Source organism: Kitasatospora sp. NPDC036993 (assembly GCF_055607525.1).
In genome coordinates, this window is sequence record NZ_JBVJRP010000005.1 from 117,847 (window position 1) to 139,563 (window position 21,717).

The following is a 21,717-nucleotide window of genomic DNA, read 5'->3' on the forward strand; positions in this document are numbered from 1 at the left end:
CGGCCTCAGTCCTCGGTGTCCGCCGGGCCGTCCTCGGCGCGCTGGTCCTCGGTGCGCCCGGCCCGCCAGTAGCCCATGAAGCAGACCGCGCGCCGGTCGATTCCCCGCTCGCCCACCAGGTGCCGGCGCAACTCCCGGACGCAGGAGGCCTCTCCGGCGATCCAGGCGTACGGCCGCCCGGCCGGGAACCGGGCGGCGCGCACCGCCTCCGGGAGGCCCGGCGCGCCGGCCCGGCGGTGGAGCCAGACGGTCTCGACGCCCGGGCGACGGGCCGGGAGGTAGGCCTCGTCCTCCGGTCCTTCCACCTCGGCGAAGATCCGGACCGGCAGGTGCCCGGGCAGCTCCTCCAGGATGGCGGCGATGGCCGGCAGCGCGGACTCGTCCCCGGCGAGCAGGATCCAGCCGGCGTCGTCGGGCAGCCGGAACTCCACGCCGCCGGCCTCCTCCACGGCCGGTCCGCAGACCACCACCCGGTCGCCGGGGCGGGTCCTGACGGCCCATCGGGAACCGGGGCCGAGGTCCCCGTGCACGGCGATGTCGATGTCGATCTCGTCGGGGTCGCGGCGCTGGGCGCGGACGGTGTAGGTGCGCAGCACCGGGCGCACCTCGGCGGACATCCCCCGCCAGTTCTGGTACCAGCCGAACTCGCCGTCGCCGGAGGGGATCAGCGGCTCGGTCTGGCCGGCGAGCGGCAGCAGCAGTTTGATCCGCTGGTCGAGGCCGCCGTTGACGAACCCGGCGAGGCTCTCGCCGGTGAGGGTGATCCTGACCAGGTGCGGGGTGAGGGTCGTGGTGCGGGCGACGCGCAGGGGGAAGAGCGCGAAGCGGGCGGGGGCGGTGACGGTGGACATGTCGGGCTCCTTCCGGCGAAACGGGCTGACGCCGCGGCCGTGCCGGTCCGTACACCGTCGACACACACCGTAGCTTAGGTGAGGCTAACCTAAGATCTCCATCGAGGACACCCACCCCGGCCTGCGAAAGCTTGACGACAATCACACGTGACCAGGTCTTGGAAGAACACGGTCAAGCTGAGTACGATCCATCGAAGTTACGAATCCGGGGGACTACACGGAGCTACCGGCTCAAGGTCATCCGCCGGTCCGTGCGGCACTGTGGCACCAGGCACCGGTCCCGCACCACGACCGGCGACGACCCGAGGCCCGGGCACCTCCGTGCGCAATGGGGGATGAGTCATGGCTGAAACCTGGACCGCGATGAGCCACGGGCTCCTGCGACAGGCGGGCTTCGCACTGGACACGCTGGATCCGCTGGCACACGACCTCGCCGCCGAGCTCTCGGCGATCCGGGCCGCGACCGGCCGCGCCACCGAACTGGCCGATCGACTGGCGAAGACGCTGCGCCAGGGCGACGTGGGCGGCCGGCAGCGCGCGCTGTCCCGGCTCGGCCTGCTGCGCGACCTCACCGGGGAGGACACCGCCGGACTGCCGGCGGACGTCGCCGCGCCGCTGACGGAGTACCAGGACGCGGTACTGGCCCTGAAGAGAAGCGTCTCCGCCCTGGAGCAGCGGCACGCCGCGGCACTGAAGGACTCCCGGCACCACGTCGCCCGGCTGTTCCGCGAGGACCCCGCGCTGCGGCAGGTGCTGCTGCTCTCCAACGAGGCCCACTACCCGCGCTTCGAGGCCTGGCTGGACCGGGACGGCGAGATGGCGGACCGCACCGCCCGCCGGATGACCGACCTGCTCACCATGTACCTGCAACGGGTCGCCTCCAAGAACGAGACCACCTCCCACTTCGGGCCGGTCAGCGTGGCCTCCCTCACGACCGGGGCCGAGGCCGGGACCGGCGACCGGGGCGCGGACGACGGCCTCGACTGGACGGACACCCCGATCGAGCGCGTCGCCTTCTTCAGCCACTGGGCGGCCGAACGCCTCGCGGAGACCTTCAGCGCCGACCCGCGGCTGCGCGGCCACGTCCGCCCCCGGCTGCGCCCGCTGGCCTTCCGGGACGGCGACCGGATCGACCTGTTCGCCTTCCGCACCGAGACCGGCATGCCCGGCGACTGGCGCTTCGTGGTCGTCGGCAGCTCCCCCGTGGACGAGGCGGCCGACTGGCTCTGGCGCCACTGCGACGCCCGGCGCACCGTCGGCGAACTCCACCGGGACTGGGCGGCGGACACCGCGCGCCCCGGCACCGACCTCGACGAGGCGCTGCGCAGGGCCGCGGCGGACGGCTGGCTGGTGACGGTGGCGGAGATCCCGATCGGCGCCGTCCGGCCGCTGGAGACGCTCCGCGAGCTGGTCGCGGAGGCCGGCGGCGAGGCGAGCGACCTCGGCGCGGCCCTGGACCGCTTCGACCGGTTCCTCGCGGAGTTCCCGCTCGCCGCGGCCGCCGACCGGCCCGCCCTCCTCGCCTCGCTCAGGTCCGACTTCGAGACGCTCACCGGCGGCGCCGCCGAACGGCCCGGCGGCACCCACTACGCCGACCGCTCCCTCTTCTACGAGGAGGCGCACGGCCCCCAGCGCGACCTGACCGTCGGCCCCGGCCTCACCGACTTCGTCACCGGCGAGCTGACGCCCGTCTACGGCCTCGTCCTGCTCGCCCCGCGCCTGCGGATGCGGCGCGAGCGCGCGATCCTGACGCGGTGGGCGCAGCACCGCTTCGCCCTCGGCACGGACGTCCCGCTGCACCACTTCTACCAGGCGTTCTTCGCCGACCGCCCGGAGCTGGAGGCCGCCTGCGCCGAGGTGGACGCCGAGATCGCCGCCGTGGAGCGCGAGCTGCGGCAGGTCCTGCTCCCGGACGGGCAGCAGGACCGGCGCGAGGTGCGGGCCGACCGGGCGCGCCTCGAAGAGCTGATCGCCCGGCACGCCGGTGACGTGCCGGCCCTGTGCAGCCCCGACGTGATGCTCGCCGCGCGGGATCTCCGGGCCCTGGCCGACGGGGACTTCACGGCCGTGGTCGGCGACTGCCACGCGCTGCGCGACCCGCTGACCCACTCCAGCCTCGCCCCGCTGCTGGCCGCCCGCGCCGACGGCATCGTGGCCGAGGCGCAGCAGCGCTACCAGGACCTGCTGGACCCCGACGAGGTCATCGTCGACCTGGCCCGCGCCCACCTCGACAAGACCGGTGCCCAGCTCGCTTACCCCTGCCTGGACGTCGAGGTGCACGGACGCTCCGGCAAGCCGCGCGACCGGGTCGTCCAGCCCGCGCAGCTGTCGATCACGGTGACGCCCGAGCGCCTCGAACTGCGCGCCCGCGGGGTCTCCGGCCGGCTGCGCCTCAAGTCCCCCTTCGCCGGCGGGCCCGGCATCCGGCACGATCCGCTGTCGGTGTTCGCCTTCCCCCGCCACTTCGGCGGGATCGGCATCCGCACCGACGACCTGGCGCACGTGCCGCGGATCCGCTGCGGCCGGGTGGTCCTGCGGCGCGAGAGCTGGCGGGTGCCCGTCGCCGAGCTGCGCCCGTGGTCGCCCGGCGGCCACCCGGTGGCCGCGGACGCGGCGGCGCACCTGGGGGCCGTACGGCTGCGCGAGCGGCTCGGGCTGCCCCGGCACTGTTTCGTGAAGATCCCCGGCGAGCCCAAGCCGGTCTTCCTGGACTGGGAGGCGCCGCTGCTGGTGCGTCAGCTCGTCCGGCTCGCCAAGGGGACCGAGGGGGCGCTGGAGTTCAGCGAGATGCTGCCCGGGCCCGACGAGCTCTGGCTCGACGTGGCCGGGCACCGCCACACCAGCGAGCTGCGCTGCACGGTCTTCTCCCGGACGGACGCGCCGCCCGCGTAGTCCGGAGCCCTGTCGCGGTCCGGTCCACCCGTCGGCCCGCGCCTCTCCCCTGCCCCCTTCTCCCCTTTCCCCGCATCTCCGTACCCGTTCGCACCCGCCCGTCGGCGGACCCGCGGCCGGTCGGTGTGCCCTGCCCGCACGGGCTCCCCACCCTCCCACGAGCCGAGAGGTTCCCCTGATGGCGACCACGGACAGCCCGGACCGGCCGGCCCGGCCCGGTTCCCTCCCAGCCCCGAGTTCACCACGGTGGTCACTGGCGCCGACCGCGCTCGTCCGCCAGGCCGGGTTCCCGCTCGAACTGCTCTCCGGCCTGGTCGACGGGGGCGCCGACGCCCAGGCCCGCGCCCTGCTCGACCGGCACGCCGCGCTGCTGGAGGCGGCGGCCGCGGCCAAGGAGGAGCTGAAGCGCTCCCCGGTGGCCCTCAGCGGGCCCGTCGTCAACGCGATCGGCAACTCGATCGGCATGCTGCGGCCGCTGACCGAGCCCGACCTGGCGGCGGCGCTGCGCGAACTCGGCCCCCGCAGCGGCCCGTTGGCCGCCTTCCAGGAGGCCGTCACGGAACTGCGGCGCACCTGCCGAGAGTTCACCGAGGCCCACGCGGAGCGGCTGTGGGCGGGCCGGCTGGCCGTCGCCGGGGCCTTCGCCGACGAGCGGCTCAGGGACGTCCTGCTGCTGTCGAACGACGCCGCCGCGCCCCAGTTCCTCGCCTGGCTGGACGCCTTCGACCCCACGGTGACCGGGCGCCGGCGCGCCCACGCCCAGAAGATGACCGACCTGCTGACGATGTACCTCCAGCGCGTCACCATGAAGAACGAGACCCACTCGCACTTCGGGCCGCTGAACGTCGCCCGGGTCGGCGGCGAGGGGATGCTCGACTGGACGAGCGGATCCGCCGTCCGGCGCCGCGCCCACGTCAGTCACTGGGCGGCGGCCCGGCTGGCCAGGAAGCTCGGCGAGGACCCCGCGCTGCGCGGACTCGTCCGGCCCCGGCGGCTGCCGCTCGCCCTCCTCGGCCGGGGCGACGGCGACCGAGGAGTCGTCGACCTCTACTCGTGCGGGGTGGAGGCCGCCCCGGGCGTCGACTGGCGGTTCGACCGGATCGGCGGGTTCGCCGTCGATCCGCCGCAGGAGTGGCTGCTGCGCCACTGCGACGGCGTCCGTACGGCCGAGGAGCTGGCCGCCGAGTGGAACGCGAGGTTCGGGCCCCTCGGCTGCTCCACCGACGACGGCTCCGGGTTCGACAAGGCGCTGGCGGACCTCGCCGACCGCGGCCTGGTCACCGCGTGGCCCGAGGTGCCCGTCGGCGACCCGCGGCCGCTCGTCGCCCTGCGCGGACAGCTCCTCGCCGCCGGCGCCGGGGACCACCCCGCGATGGAGTGGACAGCCGGCCTGGAGGCCGCCGTCGCCGCCTTCACCGAGGCCCCGTACCCCGAGCGGCCGGCCGCGCTCGCCGCCCTCAAGGCCCGCTTCGAGGAGCTCACCGCCGGCCCGGCGAACCGCTTCGGCGGCCACCACTACGCCGACCGCAGCGTGGTGTGGGAGGAGGCCCACGGCGAGCTCGACGACCTGCGGATCGGCTCCGGGCTCGCCGCCGTGCTCAGCGAGGAGCTGGCGTTCGTCTACGAGATCGCCCTCGCGGCCCCCCGCCTGCGGCTGCGGCTGGAGACCGGCCTCCTCACCCGCTGGTTCCGCGACCGATTCGGCCCGGACCGGCCCGTGCCGCTGGCCGACTTCTACCGCGCGTTCGTCGAGGACCGCGAGCGACTCGCCCTGCGCTGTGCCGAGGTGACCGTCGAGGTGGACCGGCTGCGGGCCACCGTGGCCGGTCACCTGCTTGGCACCGCCGACCCCGCGGCCCGCGAGGTGGTCGTCCCGGACCGGGCCGTCCGCGAACTCAGGGCCGCGCTCCCCCGCGAGCCCGCCGCCTTCTGCAACCCGGACGTGCTGCTCGCCGCGGACGGGCCCGAGGCCCTGGCCGCGGGCGAACTCCAGATCGTCGTCGGAGAGTTGCACGCCGGCCGGGACCTGCTGACGCACAGCAGCATGTCCGTCCAGGCCGCCGAGCGCTCCCCTCTGCTCGCCGAGGAGGTGTACGCCCACTACCGGACCCTGGTGGACGAGGACGAACTCCTGGTGGACGTGCTACGCGGCCACCAGGACAAGACCGCCTCCCAGCAGCGCTTCCCCGGCCCCGACCTGGAGATCCTCGGCCGCTCGCCGAAGGACCGCGCCGACGTCCTGCACCCCTCGGACCTCCACCTGGTGCTCGCCGGCGACCGGCTGGAGCTGCGCGCCGAGGGCCGGCCCGGACGGCTGCGGCTGCTCGCGCCCCCGGCCGGCGGCTACACCCTCATGGACGACCCGCTGGCGCCCTTCGCGTTCCCCCGGCTGCACGGCGGCAACGGCCTGGAACTCGACGGGCTCCCGCACGTGCCGCGGATCCGCCACGGGCGCACCGTCCTCCAGCGCGAGCTGTGGCGGGTGCCCGCCTCCGAGCTGCGCGGCTGGTCACCCACCGGCAGCCCGGTGAAGGCCGACGACGCGGCCGAGTACCTCACCGTCTGCCGGCTGCGGGCCCGGTACGGGTGGCCCCGCCGGGTGTTCGCGAAGCTGCCCGGCCAGCCCAAGCCCGTCTACGTGGACTGGGACGCCCCCCTGATCGTCCGGCAGTTCTTCCGGCTGGTGCGCGGGGTCGAGGGGACGGTGGTGATCTCCGAGCTGCTGCCGACCGCCGAGCAGCGCTGGCTGCGGGTGAACGGGGCCTCGTACACCAGCGAGCTGCGCTACGCCGTGTTCGCCGGGCCCGCGGCGGCCTCCGCCGCGGGCGGTGCCGGGGCAGCCGACGGGCAACCGGCATGAGCCGGACCGCGGGGAGCGAGACCGCCTACCGGCGGCTGCTCACGGCCTCGACCGTCTCCGCGCTGGGCGACGGCGTGCGCTTCTCGGCCCTGCCGCTGCTCGCCGCCGCCCTGCTCGGCTCCCCGTTCGCGGTGAGCCTGGTGACGGCCGCCTCCACCCTGCCCTGGCTGCTGCTCAGCCTCCCGGCCGGCGCCCTCGCGGACCGCTGGGACCGGCGGGCGCTGATGGTCGCGGCCGACCTGCTGCGGGCCGGCGCGCTCGCCGTCGCCGTGCTCCTGCTGCTGAGCGACGCGCTGCGCCTGTGGCCCCTGGTCGCGGTCGCGCTGACGCTCGGCATCGGCGAGGTCCTGTTCGACTGCGCGTCGTTCGCCGTGCTGCCCGCGCTGGTGACGGCCGAACGCCTGCCGGCCGCGAACGGGCGGCTGTTCACCTCCCAGACGCTCAGCCGGGACATGGTCGGGCACGTCCTCGGCGGCTGGCTCTTCGGGCTCGGCCAGTTCGTACCGCTGCTGGTCAACGCCGTCTCGTTCCTGCTGTCCGCCGGCTTCCTCAGCGGCCTTCCGGCCAGCCGGTCGAGCCGTCCCGACGCCCCCCGCAAGCTGCGCCAGGAGATCGCCGAGGGCATCGCCTTCGTCGCCCGCGACCGCCTGATGCGGGCGCTCACGCTCGCCGCAGGACTCGTCAACGCCGTCTACCTCGGGCAGATCGCGATCTTCGTACTGCTGATCAGGGAGGTGCTGCACGCCCCCGCGTCCAGCTACGGCCTGTTCGTCGCCGCCTCGGCGCTCGGCGGCGTGCTGGGCGGCGCGGTCGCCGACCGGATCACCCGCCGGCTGGGCCGCGCCCGCGCGCTCGCCGGCGCCCTCGCGGTGGTCACCGCCTGCGGCCCCGCCATCGCGGCCACCACCAGCCCGTGGGTCGTCGGCGCCGCCAACTTCGCCTCCGGGGCCGCCATCATGGTCTGGAACGTGGTGGCCGTCTCCGTGCGCCAATCCCTGGTGCCCGAGGAGCTGTTGGGGCGTTCCATCGGCGTCTACCGGCTCTTCGCCTGGGGCACGATGCCGCTCGGCGCCGCCCTCTACGGCCTGCTCGCCGACCTCTGGGGCACCCGCGCCGCGTTCCTCGCCGGCAGCCTCCTGGCGGTGGCCGCCCTGGTGCTCGTCGTCCCCGCCCTGCTGGCCGAGGCCCGGCTCGCCCGGACCACCCCGGCCGCGCCCGCCGACGGCCGATCGTCGGATTCCCAGTCCTGCGATGACCTGCGATGACCTGTGTTGACCCGCGATGAAGGGACAGTTGTGATCCTTGTGGAGAATGAGGCCGCCCTGGTCGGCATGGCGGTGTTCCGTGCCGCCGCCGCGGTCAGGAACCGGACCGTCGTGACCGCCGGCGGGGAGCGCCATCCCGTCTCCCCGGTGTCGGGCGGGTTCGTCGCGCTGCGGCCCCGCGGGTTCGAACAGGACCTGACCGCCTCGCTCGGCGCCCTCGGCTGGGGCCGTCCGGTCGCCTTCGTCGGGGACCGGTGGGGGCTGGCCGGGTTCGCCGCCGCGGCCACCGAGTCCGCCCTGCTGGAGGCACCGCCCGGGGCCGGCCCGGCCGGGGTGTCCTTCGTGATGCCCGACGCGTTCCTCGCCCGCAGGAGGACCGCCATCGAACGCCGACTGGAACGATGTCGCCCGAGGCCCCAGGGCGCCGTCCAGACCGTCCGGGCCGTCGGCGTCGGCCCCTGGACCGTCACCGACACCCGTGACGCCGTCCGGGCCCTGGAGGGCGTCGAGGACATCGTCATGTCGGACTGGACGTACGCCAACACCTTCCCGCTGCTGCCGGACCACGACCGGCTGACCGCGCACGTCCTCCCGTACGAGTTCGGCGACTTCGACGCCAACATCCACCACGTGGACGACGCGCTGCGCGGCCTCCACGAGAAGGGCGTCGACCGGGTCGGCCTGCTCATCGAGGGGAACCCGGACACCTACGACGTCCTGGACGGCCTGCCCGTCACCAACCGGGAGATCGAGGTGACCCCCGGCGTGCCGATCGGCCTGCTCGCCGCCTCCCGCAACGCCGACCGCTTCCGCACCGACCCGTTCGGGCGCTCCTTCGCCTACTTCTCCGGCCTGCACAGCCGGCACAAGCTCCCGGCCGAGCAGTTCCTCGGCGAACTCACCTGCTACCTCGCCGCCGGCATCACCTGCGTGCTGGTCGAGATGTACAAGGGTGACGTCGAACTCGCCCTGCGGGCCGCCCGGTTGAGCGGACGTCCGGCCACCGCCGTGCTGATGAGCGACTACTTCTCCGGCTCGGAGAAGACCCTCGTCCTGAACCGGCCCGACGCCGAGGCGGCCCGCAGCGCCGCCGAGGCCACCCGGGGCGGTCTGTGCACCATGCTGATCACCGACGAGGAACTGCGATGACCCCCGCGCCGACGCCCGGCCCCGCCCTCCCCGCCGTCCTGTTCGACGCCGCCGACACCCTCGTCGAACTCGCGCCCTCCATCCCCGAGCTGCTCACCACCGCCTGGCTCGGCGAGGCCGGCGCCCCCGACGCCGCGGCCGTCCGCCAGGCGCTGTGGGCCATCGGCTCCGAAGGCGACTGGCCCGACGACGAACCCGACCCCGGACGACGGCAGGCCATGTGGAGCCGGTTCTGCCGCGAGGCCCTGCGCAGGGCCGGGGGAAGCGACTCCGCCGAGGCGGCCGACCGCGCGGCCCGGCACATCCTCGACCCGGCCCAGTACCGCGCCTACCCCGACGCCGTGCCCTGCCTGCGGGCGCTGCGCGCGGCCGGCCACCGGCTCGCCCTGGTCTCCAACTTCGACCGGTGGCTGCGCGACATCCTCGACGGCACCGGTCTCTCCGGGCTCTTCGACACCGTCGTCATCAGCAGCGAGGTCGGCCTGGAGAAGCCCGGCCCCGGGATCTTCGCCCTCGCCTGCGAGCGCCTCGGCCGCCCGCCGCAGGAGTGCGTCTTCGTCGGCGACTCGGTCGTCATCGACGTCGAGGGAGCCCGGGGGGCGGGTCTGCACCCCGTCCTGCTCGACCGCTACGCTCGCTTCCCCGACTTCACCGGACCGCGCGTCACCACCCTGGACGGCTTCGCCGCCCTCGCCGCCCGGCTCCCGATCCCCGCAGGAAGGACCGTCCAGTGACGACCGACTCCCAGCACGGAGAGCTGGACACCCGTCGGGTGGCCGTCCGGGTGGCCGAGGAGCGGGGGCTCGAACTCCTCGGCCTCGCCGGGGAGGGCGTGGACTTCGCCGTCCACCGCGCCCGCTGCGCCACCCACGGCGAGGTCGCCCTGCGCATCCCCCGGCACCGGGTCTACTCCGCGCCCTACGGCGAGGTCGACGCCGGCGACCTGGTGCGCCAGGAGCACGAGATCGCCCGGCTCCTCACCGGCCGGGGCCTTCCCGCCGCGCCCGCGCTCGAACTGATCACCCTGGGGGACGGTCTGGTCGTCTCCCTCGCGGGCTACGTGGAGCACGACGGGCTGCCCGTCGCCCCGAAGGAGGTCGGCCGCTTCCTGGCCGCTCTCCACCGGCTGGAGCCGCCGACCGTCAAGCTCGCCTACCAGGAGCCGGGGGACTTCCCGTCCTTCCTCACCAGGCGGCTGACGACCCGGCACGCGCACCTGCGCGACCTCGACGCCGACCTGCCCGAGCTGCCCGGCCCCGGGGAGATCCGCGCGGTCCTCGAAGCCGAACCCGACGACCCGCGCCTGCTGCACCTGGACGTCCGCCGGCAGAACCTGCTCGGCAGCGGGGGCCGGCTCAGCGCCGTCGTCGACTGGTCCAACGCCCTGGTCGGCCCCGTCCTGATGGAACTGGCCCGGGTCGCCGAGTACGCCAGGCTGGCGGACAACGGCATCGACGCGGACGGCATCCTGGCCGGCTACGCCGACTCCGCCGACCTGCCCGACCTGCACTCCCGGGCGGCCCTGCTGCACCGGCTCGACACCACCGTGATGCTGGCCCTGGTCTTCCACTCGGTGGCGCCCGACCCGGCCCGCGCCGCCGACCTGGTCGCCCGCTCCCGCCACCTGCTGGAGCTGCTCGGGGGCTGATCCCGCCCCCGCCCCGGCGCACAGGACCGGACCGCCGCCCCCTGCCCGGGGACGGCGGTCCGGTCGTCGCGGTGCGCGCTACGAACCGCCGTGGACCCCGAACTCCCGGCAGACGGCGGCCAGGGCCTCCGCCGGATCGGTGGTGCGGATACGGCCGGCACCCTCCACGACGAACGGCGGCTGCCCGTGCTCGCCGGAATCGACCTGGACCCGCCCGGTCCGGGAGCCGACGCCGAGGAAGTACACGTTGTCGTCATCGCCCGGACGCGTCACGCGCAGCCGCTCGACCCCGAGGCCGGGGAGCAGCCGCCGGGCGCCGTCGAGAACCTCGTCCAGCGGCCCACCGCCGCGATCGGCGGGACCCCGTTCCCCGACCGGAATCACCTGTCCACTCATGACGTGCGTCCTCCCACCCGGGACGGCCCCGTGATGGTCCGTTGCCGCACCCGGATGGCGCAGCAGGGACAGTGGGACGGCCACCCCGCACGGGGACGGGCTCCGGTCAGGCCTTGGTCCAGGCGGCCTCGCGCAGCAGCCGCAGGCCGTTCAGGCCGACGATGACGGTCGAGCCCTCGTGGCCGAGCACGCCCAGCGGCAGCGGGAGGGTGGCGACCAGGTCCCAGACCACGAGGACGGTGATGAACACCGAGGCGATCACGAGGTTCTGCACCACGAACGACCTCGCCCGCCGGGAGAGCGCCACCACCGCCGGGACGGTGGCGAGTTCGTCGCGGACGATCACCGCGTCGGCGGTCTCCAGGGCCAGGTCGGAGCCGGCCCGGCCCATCGCGATGCCGGTGTGGGCGGCGGCCAGCGCGGGCGCGTCGTTGACGCCGTCGCCGACCACCAGCACCTTGCGCCCGGCCGCCTCCTGCTCCCGGACGGCGGCGACCTTGTCCTGCGGCAGCAGCCCGGCCCGGACGTCGGCGATGCCGACCTCGGCGGCCAGGTGGGCGGCGGCGCGGGGGTTGTCGCCGGTGAGCAGCAGCGGCGTGCGGCCGGTGAGTCCGGTCAGCGCGGTGACGGTGGCGGCGGCGTCCGGGCGCAGCCGGTCGGCGATGCCGAGCACGCCGACCGGGACACCGTCCGCCTCGACCAGGACGGCGGTACGGCCGGCCTCCTCCAACCCGGCGGCCAGTGCGGCGGCTTCGGCGGCCGCGGTGGCTGAGGTGGCTGCGGTGGCTGAGGTGGCTGAGGTGGCTGCGGTGGCGGCGGTGGCTGCTTCGGCGGGCGCTTCGGTGACGGCCTCGGTGACGGCCTCGGTGACGGCGGGCCCCCTGGTCAGCCGGGCGGGCGCGCCGACCGCGACCGCCCTGCCGCCGACGGTGGCGGTGACGCCGACGCCGGGGGTGGAGGTGAAGTCCCCGGCCACGGCGATCGTCAGGCCGCGGCCGCGGGCGGCGTCGACGACGGCGCGGGCGAGCGGGTGCTCGCTGGGGTGCTCGGCGGCGGCCGCCAGGGCCAGCAGTTCGTCCTCGGTGAGGCCGGAGCCGGTGAGCGGCCGCAGGTCGGTGAGACGGGGGGTGCCCTCGGTGAGGGTGCCGGTCTTGTCCAGCGCGACGGCGTCGACCTGGCCCAGCCGCTCCATCACGACGGCCGACTTGACCAGGACGCCGTGCCGTCCGGCGTTGGCGATGGCGGAGAGCAGCGGCGGCATGGTGGCCAGCACCACCGCGCACGGGGAGGCGACGATCATGAAGGTCATCGCCCGCAGCAGCGAGCCGGTGAAGGCCGCGCCGAAGGCCAGCGGGACGGCGAAGACCGCGAGGGTGGCGGCCACCATGCCGATCGAGTAGCGCTGTTCGACCTTCTCGATGAACAGCTGGGTGGGCGCCTTGGTCTCGGAGGCCTCCTCGACCAGCTTCACGATCCGGGCGATCACCGTGTCCGAGGCGTCCCGCTCGACCCGCAGCCGCAGGGCGCCGGTGCCGTTGAGGGTGCCGGCGAACACCTCGTCGCCGGGCTGCTTGGCGACGGGCAGCGGCTCGCCGGTGATGGTGGCCTGGTCGACGTCGCTCGCGCCGTCGAGCACCCGCCCGTCGGCGCCGATCCGTTCGCCGGGCCGCACCAGCACGGTGTCGCCGACGGCCAGTCGCCCGGTCGGCACGGTCTCCTCGCCGCCGTCGGGCAGCAGCCGGGTGGCGGTGGCCGGGGCGAGGTCGAGCAGTCCGCGCACCGAGTCGGCCGTACGGGCGGTGGCCAGAGCCTCCAGGGCGCCCGAGGTGGCGAAGATGACGATCAGCAGGGCACCGTCCATCACCTGCCCGACGGCGGCGGCGCCGAGCGCGGCCACGATCATCAGCAGGTCGACGTCGAGGGTCTTCTCGCGCAGCGCCCGGAGCCCGGCCCAGGCGGGTTCCCAGCCGCCGGTGGCGTACGCGAGGGCGTACAGCGGGGCCCAGGACCAGGCGGGCGCGCCGGTCAGCTGAAGCGGCAGCGCGACCAGGAACAGCACGGTCGCGGCGGCGGCCCAGCGGGCCTCGGGCAGCGCGAGTACCCGGGTGCGCCGCCGGGGCGCGGCGTCCGGTCGCGGCGCGGCCGGGGGCGCGGGGCGCTCGGTCAGGGTGGTGAAGGACATGGCGGGCGGGACCCTTTCGGGGCGGGCCTGGACAGGGCGGGGCCGATGGGCCACTCACGATACATGAACATATGAACGCTCCTTCATTCATCAGTTGTACTATGGCCCGTATGGGTCATGGAGCCGCCCCCGCCACCGCCGTCCCGCACACGCGCCTGGACGCCACCAGCGCTGCCCGGGTGGCCACCACCCTGCAAGCCCTGGCCACCCCCTCCCGCCTGCTGATCCTCTCCCGGCTGCGCGAGGGCCCCTGCGCCGCCACCGAACTCGCCGCCGAGGTCGGGCTGGAGCAGTCCGCCTGCTCCCACCAGCTACGCCTGCTGCGCAACCTCGGCCTGGTCGTCGGCCGGCGCAACGGCCGCCAGGTCGTCTACGCGCTCTACGACAACCACGTCGCCGCACTGCTCGACCAGGCCGTCTACCACATCGAGCACCTCCGGCTGGGCCTCAGCGACGCCCTCGACGGACAGGACGCGGACGAGCCGGCCGCCGCCCCGGCCCGCTGACCTCCGCGCCGATCCGATCGCCCCGCCGGCACCGCACGGGCCCGGCTCGGAGGGGCTCCGGGTCGGGCGCGCGGGCTCCGGGTCGGGCGCGCGGGCTCCGGGCCCCCTCAGGTGAGCCAGATCTCCCGGACGGTGCGCAGCGGGTCGTGTTCCACCCGGGGTTCGGTGTGCCAGCGCATGGTGGCGCGGCCGTCGCCGTACGGGGGCCAGGCGGGGCCCGGGTCGAGGTCGCGGACGAAGGCCACCCAGGCGGCATGGACGGCGTCGGCCAGTGACCGCGGCGGGTGGGCGCCGAGGGCGGCGGTGACGCCCTCGGCGTCCAGCAGGTCGAAGGCGAACGGGAGGTCGATGCAGTGGAAGGCCTGCCCGGTGCGGCCGGGCGCGGCACCGGACCAGTCGAACTGGTAGAGCCAGGTGGGATGTCGGCGCTCGCCGCGGGCCTCGGCGATGGCCAGGGCGGGGGCACGGAACAGCCAGTCGGTGATCGCGTCGCCGCCGGCCGCGCCGGGCCGCTCGGCGAGGAAGCGCGCGGACCGGCGGTCGTCCAGGCCCAACCCGGCCAGCAGGCCGAGCAGTTCGTCCACCTGGGGCGGCGGCGGGGTGCCCTCAGCGGCCGAGGCGGCGAACTCGTGCGCGGTGAAGCCGAGCAGCAGCGGAACGCCGGCGTCGGCGAGCGCCTCCGGCACCGGCAGTGGTACCAGCTCGCCGTCGGCGAAGGGCGCGACGGGCAGCGCCGGCAGTCCGTCGGGGTCCGGCCCGCCGGCGTCGAGGGTGTCCTGGAGGGCCAGCAGCTCGGTGTCGGTGGTGCCCCGCAGGGCGGCCGCCGTGGCGGGCACGCCGGTGCGGGCGGCGAAGGCCCGGCTGACGGCCTCGGCGGCGGCCCGGTCCTGCGGGCGCATCACGGCGCCGGAGGCCGAGATCGCCGCGCGGAACAGCCCCCGGGCGGCCGGTGTGGCGAGCAGCGTCTGGACGGCTCCGCCGCCGGCCGACTGTCCGGCGATGGTGACCTTCGCCGGGTCGCCGCCGAAGGAGGCCACGTTGTCCCGTACCCATTCCAGGGCGGCGATCCAGTCCCGCACGCCCCGGTTGTCGGGGGCGTCCGGCAGGTGCAGGAAGCCCTCGACGCCCAGCCGGTAGCCGATCGAGACCACGACCACGCCGTCCCGGTTGAAGGCGGTGCCGTCGTACCAGGGGCTCGCCGAGCAGCCGGCCACGTAGCCGCCGCCGTGGATCCAGACCAGTACCGGCAGGCCCGCCGCCGGGGCGAGGTCAGGGGTGAAGACGTTGAGGTTGAGGGTGCCCGCGCCCGCGATGGTCGGCTCGGGGATGGTGGTGACCTCGCCGAACGGGCGGCGCTGCGCCGTCGGCCCGTAGGCCGTCGCGTCCAGTACCTCGGTCCACGGCCGGGGCGGCACGGGTGCGGCGAACCGCAGTTCGCCGACCGGCGGCCGGGCGTACGGGATGCCCAGGAAGCGGGTGCTGCCGTCGGCCCTGCGCTCGCCGCGCACCTGGCCCCGGCGGGTGGGGACGACCGGCTGCGGCTGCGGGCTCGGGGTGGTCATGCGGGTCCTCCTGTGCGGGGCACGGGCGCGGTGCCTCGTGGTCGATGTGGCGCCGGAGCCGGTTCGGCTCCTGGGGGCGGCCGTCCGGACACCGTAGGCCCGGACGGGGATGACGAGCGAGACGGAGATCCGGCCAGGCGGGACGACCGAGGCCGCCGGGGTCGTTCCCCTCCGGCACCCGGCCGGGCGCCGGGGCGATCACGGCGCGGATCCCGGACCGGATCCCCCGAGCAGGCGCCTTATGTCAACACCATTGACGTTGAACCGCGCACGAAGGGGACCGCTTCGGCCTCGGCTTCGACAGCTGACGGCCGGTCGTCGGGACCTTCACCCGGGCCCTGCTCGGCTCGGTGAGCACCCACTGCGCGCAGTACGCGACCTGCCCGGTGGTCATCGTCCGCGCCCGGGACCGATCCGCGCCGGCATTGCCTTCGCCATCCTTCATTGCAACGCGCCATTGCATTCGCATTCAGCGTCATTGCATCAATTTGCCGATTCTCACCTGGGCAATCGCCTTCAAGGCGATTGACACCCCGTCAAAACGCAACGTAGCTTTCCAGTATCGCAAACGCTCGGCAACGCGAAACGAGGAATGGCCATGAGCGAATCCCCGCACACCCTCGCGGCAATGCCGACGACACGTCGGGCCGACTGCCCCTTCGACCCGCCGGCCGAGCTGACCGACGCCCGCCGGCACGCTCCGATGAGCCGCTTCACCTTCCCCGGCGGAGAGCCCGGCTGGGTGATCACCGGCTACGACCTGGTCAGGTCGGTGCTGGCCGACTCCCGGTTCAGCTCGCGCAAGGAGCTCATGCTCCACCCGACCATCGACTACGGGGGCATCCAGGTCCCTCCGGCGCCGCCCGGCGAGTTCCTCCTCATGGACGAGCCCCTGCACAGCCGCTACCGGAAGCCGCTGACCGGCAAGTTCACCGTACGGCGGATGCGGCTGCTCGCCGAGCGCGTCGCCCGGATCACCACCGAACGCCTGGACGCCATGGAGGAGACCGGGCCCCCGGCGGAGCTGGTGACCGCGTTCGCCAAGCCCATCCCCGCCATCGTGATCTGCGAGCTGCTGGGAGTGCCGTACCAGGACCGGGACTCCTTCCAGGAGCAGGTCGACTCGTTCATGAACGGGGAGACCAGCGACGAGGACATGCTGGCCGCCTACACCGCGACCCAGGACTACCTCGCCCAGCTGGTGGCCGCCAAGCGCGCGCACCCCACCGACGACGTGCTCAGCGACCTCACCGACAGCGACCTCACCGACGAGGAGCTGAAGGGGATCAGCCTGATCCTGCTCGCGGCCGGGCTCGACACCACCGCCAACATGCTGGCGCTCGGCACGTTCGCGCTGCTGCGCAACCCGGAGCAACTGGCCGCGCTGCGCGCCGATCCCTCGCTCACCGGCCGGGCCGTGGAGGAACTGCTGCGGTACCTGAGCGTCGCCAAGACGTTCATGCGGACGGCACTGGAGGACGTCGAACTCGGCGGCCGGACCGTCCGGGCCGGCGAGCGGCTGATCCTCTCGTACAACACCGCCAACCGCGACCCCGACCGCTTCCCCGATCCCCACGCGCTCGACCTCCACCGGCAGAACGGCGGGCACCTGGCCTTCGGCCACGGCATCCACCAGTGCCTGGGCCAGCAACTGGCCCGCGTCGAGATGCAGGTCGCCTTCCCCGCCCTGCTCGACCGCTTCCCCACACTGCGCCTGGCCGTCCCGCCGGAGGACGTCGCGCTGCGCCCGGAGATCGCGGACATCTACGGGGTCAAGAGCCTCCCCGTCACCTGGGACGCGTGACCGATGAGGATCACCGTGGACTCCGAGCGCTGCATCGGCTCCGGAATGTGCGTGCTGACGGCGGGTGAAGTGTTCGACCAGCGCCAGGAGGACGGCACGTCCTTCGTGCGGCAACCCGAGCCGCCCCCGGAGGCGCTGGAGGCGGTCCGCGAGGCCGTCGACCTGTGCCCCGCCTCGGCGATCACCCTGTCGACCGGCCGCTAGGCGGCCCCGCCGGGCCTCCCGGGCCTTGCGCCACCAGCCCTCCCTGGCCCCGCCAACCCGCTCGCGCGCGACACCTGCCGTCGCGTCAACCGCACGCGCGGGTTGGACAACCTGACATCTGACGTCACATCAACTACGTGCGGGAACAAGGTAGTCCAGCGGGCGACGACCGCGTGTGGGCTTTGTGCTTCGTGCCACGCGGCCGGGCTCGCGCAGCTACTGCCGGTACACCGGCGAACGTGTCCCGCGGAGGGAGCGAACATGGTGGGCATGGAGCTGGTGGTCGGGTATCTCTTCGCGTGGGCCGTGGGCAAGGCGAAGCGGGTGGCGGGCCGGGTGGCGCCGCGCCGGCGGGCGTGGGAGGGCCGGCGCCGGGACCCGGAGCGGGTGTCCCGCTGGCTCGGCTTCCTCGCCCGGCACCTCGAACAGCGCGGAAAGCCCGACCTCGCCTGGTGGGAACCGGGCACCTCCATGCGGCTCGTGACGCGCATGACCATGACCGGACTGGTCTCAGGGGCGTGCATCGGACTCCTCATCGGGCCCATGGACGGGCCCTCACCGCGTACACCGCGGGCGGGCTCGGCACCATGCTCAGCGTGACCGCGTGGGGCCAGTGGACGGTCGTCGCACGCGTCTGGCTGCCGCTGACCGGACGGCTGCCCGGGGCGGCGATGACGTTCCTGGAGGACGCCCACCAGCGGGGCGTGCTGCGCAAGGTCGGCGCGGTCTACCAGTTCCGCCACACCCGCATCCGGCACCACTTCGCCCGGCTCCCGGACCGGCGCCACCGGTGACCGGCGGCTCCGGTGACCGGCGGCTCCGGTGACCGGCGGTTCGCACTCCCCCGCGCGAGCAGCGTGACGCCGTCCGCCTGACGGCCGAGGAGGCGGGCGTGCGGGGCCGTCAGGGGTTCCCGGCGCGGGGGCCCGGGATCCGGCGGTCGTTCTGCAGGGTCCACAGCTCGTGGAACAGGCCGCCGGTGTCGGCGACGAGGTCGGCGAACGTCCCCTGCTGGATGATCCGGCCCCGGTCGAGGACGACGATCCGGTCGGCGATGGCGACGTTGGCGAGCCGGTGCGTCACCAGGACGACGGCGCGGTCCTGGGCGAGCCCGCGCAGGCCCGCGAAGATCCGGTGCTCCGCCCGGGCGTCGAGGGCGCTGGTCGGTTCGTCCATCACCAGGAGGCCGGCCTGCCGGTGGAACGCGCGGGCGATCGCGATGCGCTGCCACTGGCCGCCGGAGAGCTCCTCCCCTCCCCACCACTCCCTGGCGAGCAGGGTGTCCAGGCCGGAACGGAGTCCGGCGACGACCTCGTCCGCGCCGGCCGCCTCCGCCGCCGCGAGGACCGCGGCGTCGCCGCGTGCGGCCGGCTGACCGAGATGGATGTTGTCGCGGGCGGACATCGGCCAGCGGGCGAAGTCCTGCGGCACCACGGCCACCCGGCCCCAGAGCGCACCGGGTTCGATGTCCGCGATGTCGGTCCCGTCCCAGCGCACCGTGCCGCCGGTGGGGAGGTAGAGCGCGGAGATGACGCGGGAGAGCGTCGTCTTCCCGGCGCCGTTCTCGCCGACCAGCGCGAGGATCTCGCCCCGGCGGACGGTCAGGTCGATCCCGCTGAGCGTGTTCTTCTCGCTGCCGGGGTAGCGGTAGTCCATGGCGCAGATCGCGATCTCCCTCGGATCGCCCGGCGCCTTCCGGCCGCGCGCCATCCGATGGCCGCCGGCCTCCTCCAGGAAGTCCGACCAGTCGTCCAGGTAGAGGCCCGTACGGAACAGCCGGGTGCCCTCGCCGATGATGCCGCGCACGCCGGCCGTGGCCGTCTGGAGGCCGATGACGGCCGTCCCGGCGGACGGGATGCTGATCCGGCCGCTCGCCATCAGCAGCACCAGGGCGCCCCACACCACCACGGAGCCGGCACCGCCGCCGAGCGCCCCGACGGTGGCCGCCTTGGCGCCCTTCCAGACGGCGCGGTCCATCGTGCGGTCCACCCGTGCCCCGGTGGACCGGTAGTGGGAGAGGAGGAAGCCGCCCATGGTGTTGGAGCGGATCTGGTCGGCCGCGTGCTTGTCGACGACGTACCAGCGCAGCATGCCCAGCATCCGGCGGTCGGAGTTCGTCTCGACCGACGACAGGTAGTGCACCCGGGCCGCCCGGATCGACGCGACGCCCTGCGGAAGGCCCGCCAGGACCAGCAGCGGCAGCAGGACCGGGTGCAGGTAGGCGAGGACCCCGGCCGCGCCGACCAGCGAGGCGGCGGCCGCCATGATCGTCTGCGACTCGCCGAGGAGGTCGGGCGCCACGTCCGCACCCCGGTCCGCGGCCTCCCAGCGGTCGTTGTACCCGGCGGTGTCGTACGCGCACAGCTCGGCGTCCAGGGCCGCCGTCAGGAGCATCAGCTCGGCCTCCCGGCCGATCCGCGGCGCCAGGCGCCCGTTCAGCCGGCGGAGATCGGAGCGACGAGGCTACGGGAGGGCCGGCAGCGCCTCACAGGTAGTCGTCCACACGCACTCGATCGAGTGAACACCGATGCGTAACACGCGGTCCGAGCAGCACAGTTGGCCCGTTTCGCCGCCCACGGGGAAGGCGCCGGGCCCACGCGGCCGCGCTACGCCCTGAAGGTGGCCCGATAGTCCGCGGGGGACGTGCCGACATGGCGGTGGAAGGCCGCGCGGAAGGCGGCGGGGCTGCCCAGTCCGCTGAGCCGGGCGACCTGTTCGACGGGGGTCGTGGTCGTCTCCAGGAGTTCCCGCGCCCAGTCGATGCGGGCGGCGGTGAGCCAGGCCATCGGGGAGCTGTCCGTCTCCTGCTGGAAGCGGCGGATGAACGTCCGCCGGGACATGTGCGCGCGCTGGGCCAGCTCGTCCACGGTCTGCCGGCGGGCGAGGTTGTCGAGCATCATGGCACGGACCGGCGCGAGTTCCTCGCCCCGGTCGGGCGGCCGGAACCGATCGATGAACTGCGCCTGGCCGCCCGGGCGTTGGGGCGGGGCGACGAGGGCCCGGGCGCGGGCGTTGGCGGCCGCGGCGCCGAAGTCCCGCCGGATGATGTGCAGGCACAGGTCGACGCCCGCGGTCACGCCGGCCGAGGTCAGGACGTCGCCGTCGTCGACGTAGAGCCGGTTGGGCCGGACGTCGATCCGGGGGTACCGGCGCTGGAGCGCCGCGGCGTCCAGCCAGTGGGTCGTCGCGGGGCGCCCGTCCAGCAGCCCGGCGGCCGCCAGGGCGAACGCCCCCGTGCAGATCGACACCAGACGGGCTCCGCGCGCGTGCGCCGAGCGGATCGCCGCCAGTGCCGCGGCGGGAGGCGGCTCGTCCGGGTCCTGGCAGCCGGGGACGACGACCGTGCCGGCGCCCTCCAGCGCCTCCAGCCCGGCGTCCGCGGCGACGGTGAACCAGCCGCTGCGCACCGGCCCGGCCGCCGGATCGGTGCAGACGGTGACCTCGTAGTGCGGGTCAGGCCCGAAGGCCTGCACCGGGATGCCGAGGTCGAGCGGGAGGACCCCGGGAAGTGCCAGCACCGCGACCCGGTGCGCTTCGATCGCCGTCATGGCACGATCCTAGCGACCCATGGCCCGCGTGCCACTGTCGAGGCCGCGGGCCCGGTTCCTAACCTTCGGCCATGGACTTCTCACTCGACCTGCCGACCGGCCCCCTGGCCGAGGCCATCCTCGCCGCCGTGCACGCCTCCGAGACCCCGCCGGTGGCCAACCACAGCGTGCGCAGCTTCCTCTTCGCCGAGCTCCTCGCCGCCCACGAGGGCTGCCTGGACGACGCCGCCTACGACCGTGACCTGCTGTTCGCCGCGACCGTCCTGCACGACCTGGGCACCGGCACCCTGGCGAAGGGCGAAGCCCGCTTCGAGGTGGAGGGCGCCGACCTGGCGGCCGACCTGCTGCGCGGCCACCAGGTGCCCGAGGCCGACATCGACCGCGTCTGGGAGGCGATCGCGCTCCACACCTCCCCCGGCATCGCCGAGCGCCGCGGGCTGCTGAGCCACCTCACCCGCGAGGGCGTGGGCGCCGACTTCGGACGCAACGCGGCCCTCGTCTCCCGGCAGGCGGAGCGGATCCACGCCGCCTACCCCCGCCTGGCCATGGTCCGCTCGCTCGTCGACGCGATCGTGGAGCGGGCCGCCCGGTCGGACGCCGCGGCGCCCCGCCACTCGCTCGGCGGCGAACTGCTCCGCGAGCGCCGGGCCGGCGGCGTGACCGAGCTGGAGCGCTCCGCCGCCTCCTGCCCCTGGGGCGAGTAGGCGGCGGCCCCCGCGGCTCACCGCTGGGGGAAGCTGAAGGCGTAGCCGTTGTCCTTGAGCCAGGGCAGGAGCTGTTCGAGGGCGGCGAGGGTCTGGGCACGGTTGCCGCCGCCGTCGTGGACGAGGACCGGCCCGGGTGAGCACGG

18 protein-coding genes and 2 pseudogenes are annotated in these 21,717 nt (G+C 74.8%); 13 read left to right on the forward strand and 7 right to left on the reverse strand.

Annotation, left to right across the window (positions count from 1 at the left end; all coding sequences use genetic code 11):
* Nucleotides 1-5 precede the first annotated feature (5 nt).
* Complete coding sequence (locus ACZ7C5_RS12210) at nucleotides 6-851, reverse strand: siderophore-interacting protein (protein ID WP_401081667.1); 846 nt, start codon at nucleotides 849-851, stop codon at nucleotides 6-8.
* A gap of 342 nt (nucleotides 852-1,193) precedes the next feature.
* On the opposite strand from ACZ7C5_RS12210, the gene ACZ7C5_RS12215 reads away from it, so the two are divergent.
* The 6 genes from ACZ7C5_RS12215 to ACZ7C5_RS12240 all read left to right on the forward strand — a co-directional run bounded on the left by ACZ7C5_RS12215 (nucleotide 1,194) and on the right by ACZ7C5_RS12240 (nucleotide 10,665).
* Complete coding sequence (locus tag ACZ7C5_RS12215; RefSeq protein WP_470322509.1) at nucleotides 1,194-3,743, forward strand: lantibiotic dehydratase; 2,550 nt, start codon at nucleotides 1,194-1,196, stop codon at nucleotides 3,741-3,743.
* A 178-nt stretch (nucleotides 3,744-3,921) separates the two neighbouring features.
* On the forward strand, nucleotides 3,922-6,603 hold the full coding sequence (locus ACZ7C5_RS12220; protein WP_470322510.1) for a lantibiotic dehydratase: 2,682 nt from the start codon (nucleotides 3,922-3,924) through the stop codon (nucleotides 6,601-6,603).
* Nucleotides 6,600-7,868 carry an MFS transporter gene (locus tag ACZ7C5_RS12225; protein ID WP_401081676.1) on the forward strand — a complete coding sequence of 423 codons (1,269 nt, stop codon included), beginning with the start codon at nucleotides 6,600-6,602 and terminating at the stop codon, nucleotides 7,866-7,868. Before ACZ7C5_RS12220 ends, ACZ7C5_RS12225 begins: the two co-directional genes overlap by 4 nt.
* Before the next feature lie 39 nt (nucleotides 7,869-7,907).
* Nucleotides 7,908-9,017, forward strand: coding sequence for a hypothetical protein (locus ACZ7C5_RS12230; protein ID WP_470322511.1), 1,110 nt, complete (start codon nucleotides 7,908-7,910; stop codon nucleotides 9,015-9,017).
* Nucleotides 9,014-9,751, forward strand: a complete 738-nt coding sequence (locus tag ACZ7C5_RS12235) for an HAD family hydrolase (RefSeq protein ID WP_401081682.1) — start codon at nucleotides 9,014-9,016, stop codon at nucleotides 9,749-9,751. The genes ACZ7C5_RS12230 and ACZ7C5_RS12235 overlap by 4 nt, the downstream gene beginning before the upstream one ends.
* Complete coding sequence (locus ACZ7C5_RS12240; protein WP_401081685.1) at nucleotides 9,748-10,665, forward strand: phosphotransferase family protein; 918 nt, start codon at nucleotides 9,748-9,750, stop codon at nucleotides 10,663-10,665. Before ACZ7C5_RS12235 ends, ACZ7C5_RS12240 begins: the two co-directional genes overlap by 4 nt.
* 78 nt (nucleotides 10,666-10,743) lie before the next feature.
* Here the strand turns inward: ACZ7C5_RS12240 and ACZ7C5_RS12245 are convergent, their stop codons facing one another.
* Both ACZ7C5_RS12245 and ACZ7C5_RS12250 read right to left on the reverse strand, forming a co-directional pair.
* Nucleotides 10,744-11,061 carry a hypothetical protein gene (locus ACZ7C5_RS12245; RefSeq protein WP_470322512.1) on the reverse strand — a complete coding sequence of 106 codons (318 nt, stop codon included), beginning with the start codon at nucleotides 11,059-11,061 and terminating at the stop codon, nucleotides 10,744-10,746.
* Nucleotides 11,062-11,167: 106 nt separating this feature from the next.
* Complete coding sequence (locus ACZ7C5_RS12250) at nucleotides 11,168-13,243, reverse strand: heavy metal translocating P-type ATPase (protein ID WP_470322513.1); 2,076 nt, start codon at nucleotides 13,241-13,243, stop codon at nucleotides 11,168-11,170.
* A 110-nt stretch (nucleotides 13,244-13,353) separates the two neighbouring features.
* Here ACZ7C5_RS12250 and ACZ7C5_RS12255 point away from each other — a divergent pair, with 110 nt between their 5' ends.
* Entirely contained in the window at nucleotides 13,354-13,749 is a 396-nt protein-coding gene (locus ACZ7C5_RS12255) for an ArsR/SmtB family transcription factor (protein ID WP_401081694.1), read from the forward strand.
* A gap of 107 nt (nucleotides 13,750-13,856) precedes the next feature.
* On the opposite strand, the gene ACZ7C5_RS12260 is transcribed toward ACZ7C5_RS12255, so the two are convergent.
* Complete coding sequence (locus tag ACZ7C5_RS12260; RefSeq protein WP_470322514.1) at nucleotides 13,857-15,311, reverse strand: carboxylesterase/lipase family protein; 1,455 nt, start codon at nucleotides 15,309-15,311, stop codon at nucleotides 13,857-13,859.
* 335 nt (nucleotides 15,312-15,646) lie between these two features.
* Between ACZ7C5_RS12260 and ACZ7C5_RS12265 the strand changes: the two are divergent.
* The 5 genes and pseudogenes from ACZ7C5_RS12265 to ACZ7C5_RS12285 form a co-directional block, all read left to right on the forward strand.
* Nucleotides 15,647-15,913, forward strand: a pseudogene (locus ACZ7C5_RS12265) (hypothetical protein); the annotation flags it as partial.
* A complete protein-coding gene (locus ACZ7C5_RS12270) occupies nucleotides 15,910-17,115 on the forward strand; it encodes a cytochrome P450 (protein WP_470322515.1) in 1,206 nt (401 codons plus the stop codon). The pseudogene ACZ7C5_RS12265 and the gene ACZ7C5_RS12270, both read left to right, overlap by 4 nt.
* Before the next feature lie 3 nt (nucleotides 17,116-17,118).
* Nucleotides 17,119-17,319: a ferredoxin gene (locus tag ACZ7C5_RS12275; RefSeq protein WP_401081703.1), complete on the forward strand. Its 201-nt coding sequence runs from the start codon at nucleotides 17,119-17,121 to the stop codon at nucleotides 17,317-17,319.
* 270 nt (nucleotides 17,320-17,589) lie between these two features.
* A complete protein-coding gene (locus ACZ7C5_RS12280) occupies nucleotides 17,590-17,919 on the forward strand; it encodes a hypothetical protein (RefSeq protein ID WP_470322516.1) in 330 nt (109 codons plus the stop codon).
* On the forward strand, nucleotides 17,916-18,113 hold the full coding sequence (locus tag ACZ7C5_RS12285; protein WP_401081709.1) for a hypothetical protein: 198 nt from the start codon (nucleotides 17,916-17,918) through the stop codon (nucleotides 18,111-18,113). The genes ACZ7C5_RS12280 and ACZ7C5_RS12285 overlap by 4 nt, the downstream gene beginning before the upstream one ends.
* Nucleotides 18,114-18,222: 109 nt before the next feature.
* Here the strand turns inward: ACZ7C5_RS12285 and ACZ7C5_RS12290 are convergent, their stop codons facing one another.
* Nucleotides 18,223-19,713, reverse strand: coding sequence for an ATP-binding cassette domain-containing protein (locus ACZ7C5_RS12290; protein WP_470322517.1), 1,491 nt, complete (start codon nucleotides 19,711-19,713; stop codon nucleotides 18,223-18,225).
* Nucleotides 19,714-19,925: 212 nt separating this feature from the next.
* Complete coding sequence (locus tag ACZ7C5_RS12295; RefSeq protein WP_401081715.1) at nucleotides 19,926-20,867, reverse strand: GlxA family transcriptional regulator; 942 nt, start codon at nucleotides 20,865-20,867, stop codon at nucleotides 19,926-19,928.
* 71 nt (nucleotides 20,868-20,938) lie between these two features.
* Here ACZ7C5_RS12295 and ACZ7C5_RS12300 point away from each other — a divergent pair, with 71 nt between their 5' ends.
* Nucleotides 20,939-21,571 carry an HD domain-containing protein gene (locus ACZ7C5_RS12300; RefSeq protein WP_401081718.1) on the forward strand — a complete coding sequence of 211 codons (633 nt, stop codon included), beginning with the start codon at nucleotides 20,939-20,941 and terminating at the stop codon, nucleotides 21,569-21,571.
* Nucleotides 21,572-21,588: 17 nt separating this feature from the next.
* Here ACZ7C5_RS12300 and ACZ7C5_RS12305 read toward each other — a convergent pair.
* Nucleotides 21,589-21,705: pseudogene (locus ACZ7C5_RS12305) on the reverse strand (polysaccharide deacetylase family protein); the annotation flags it as partial.
* Nucleotides 21,706-21,717 lie beyond the last annotated feature (12 nt).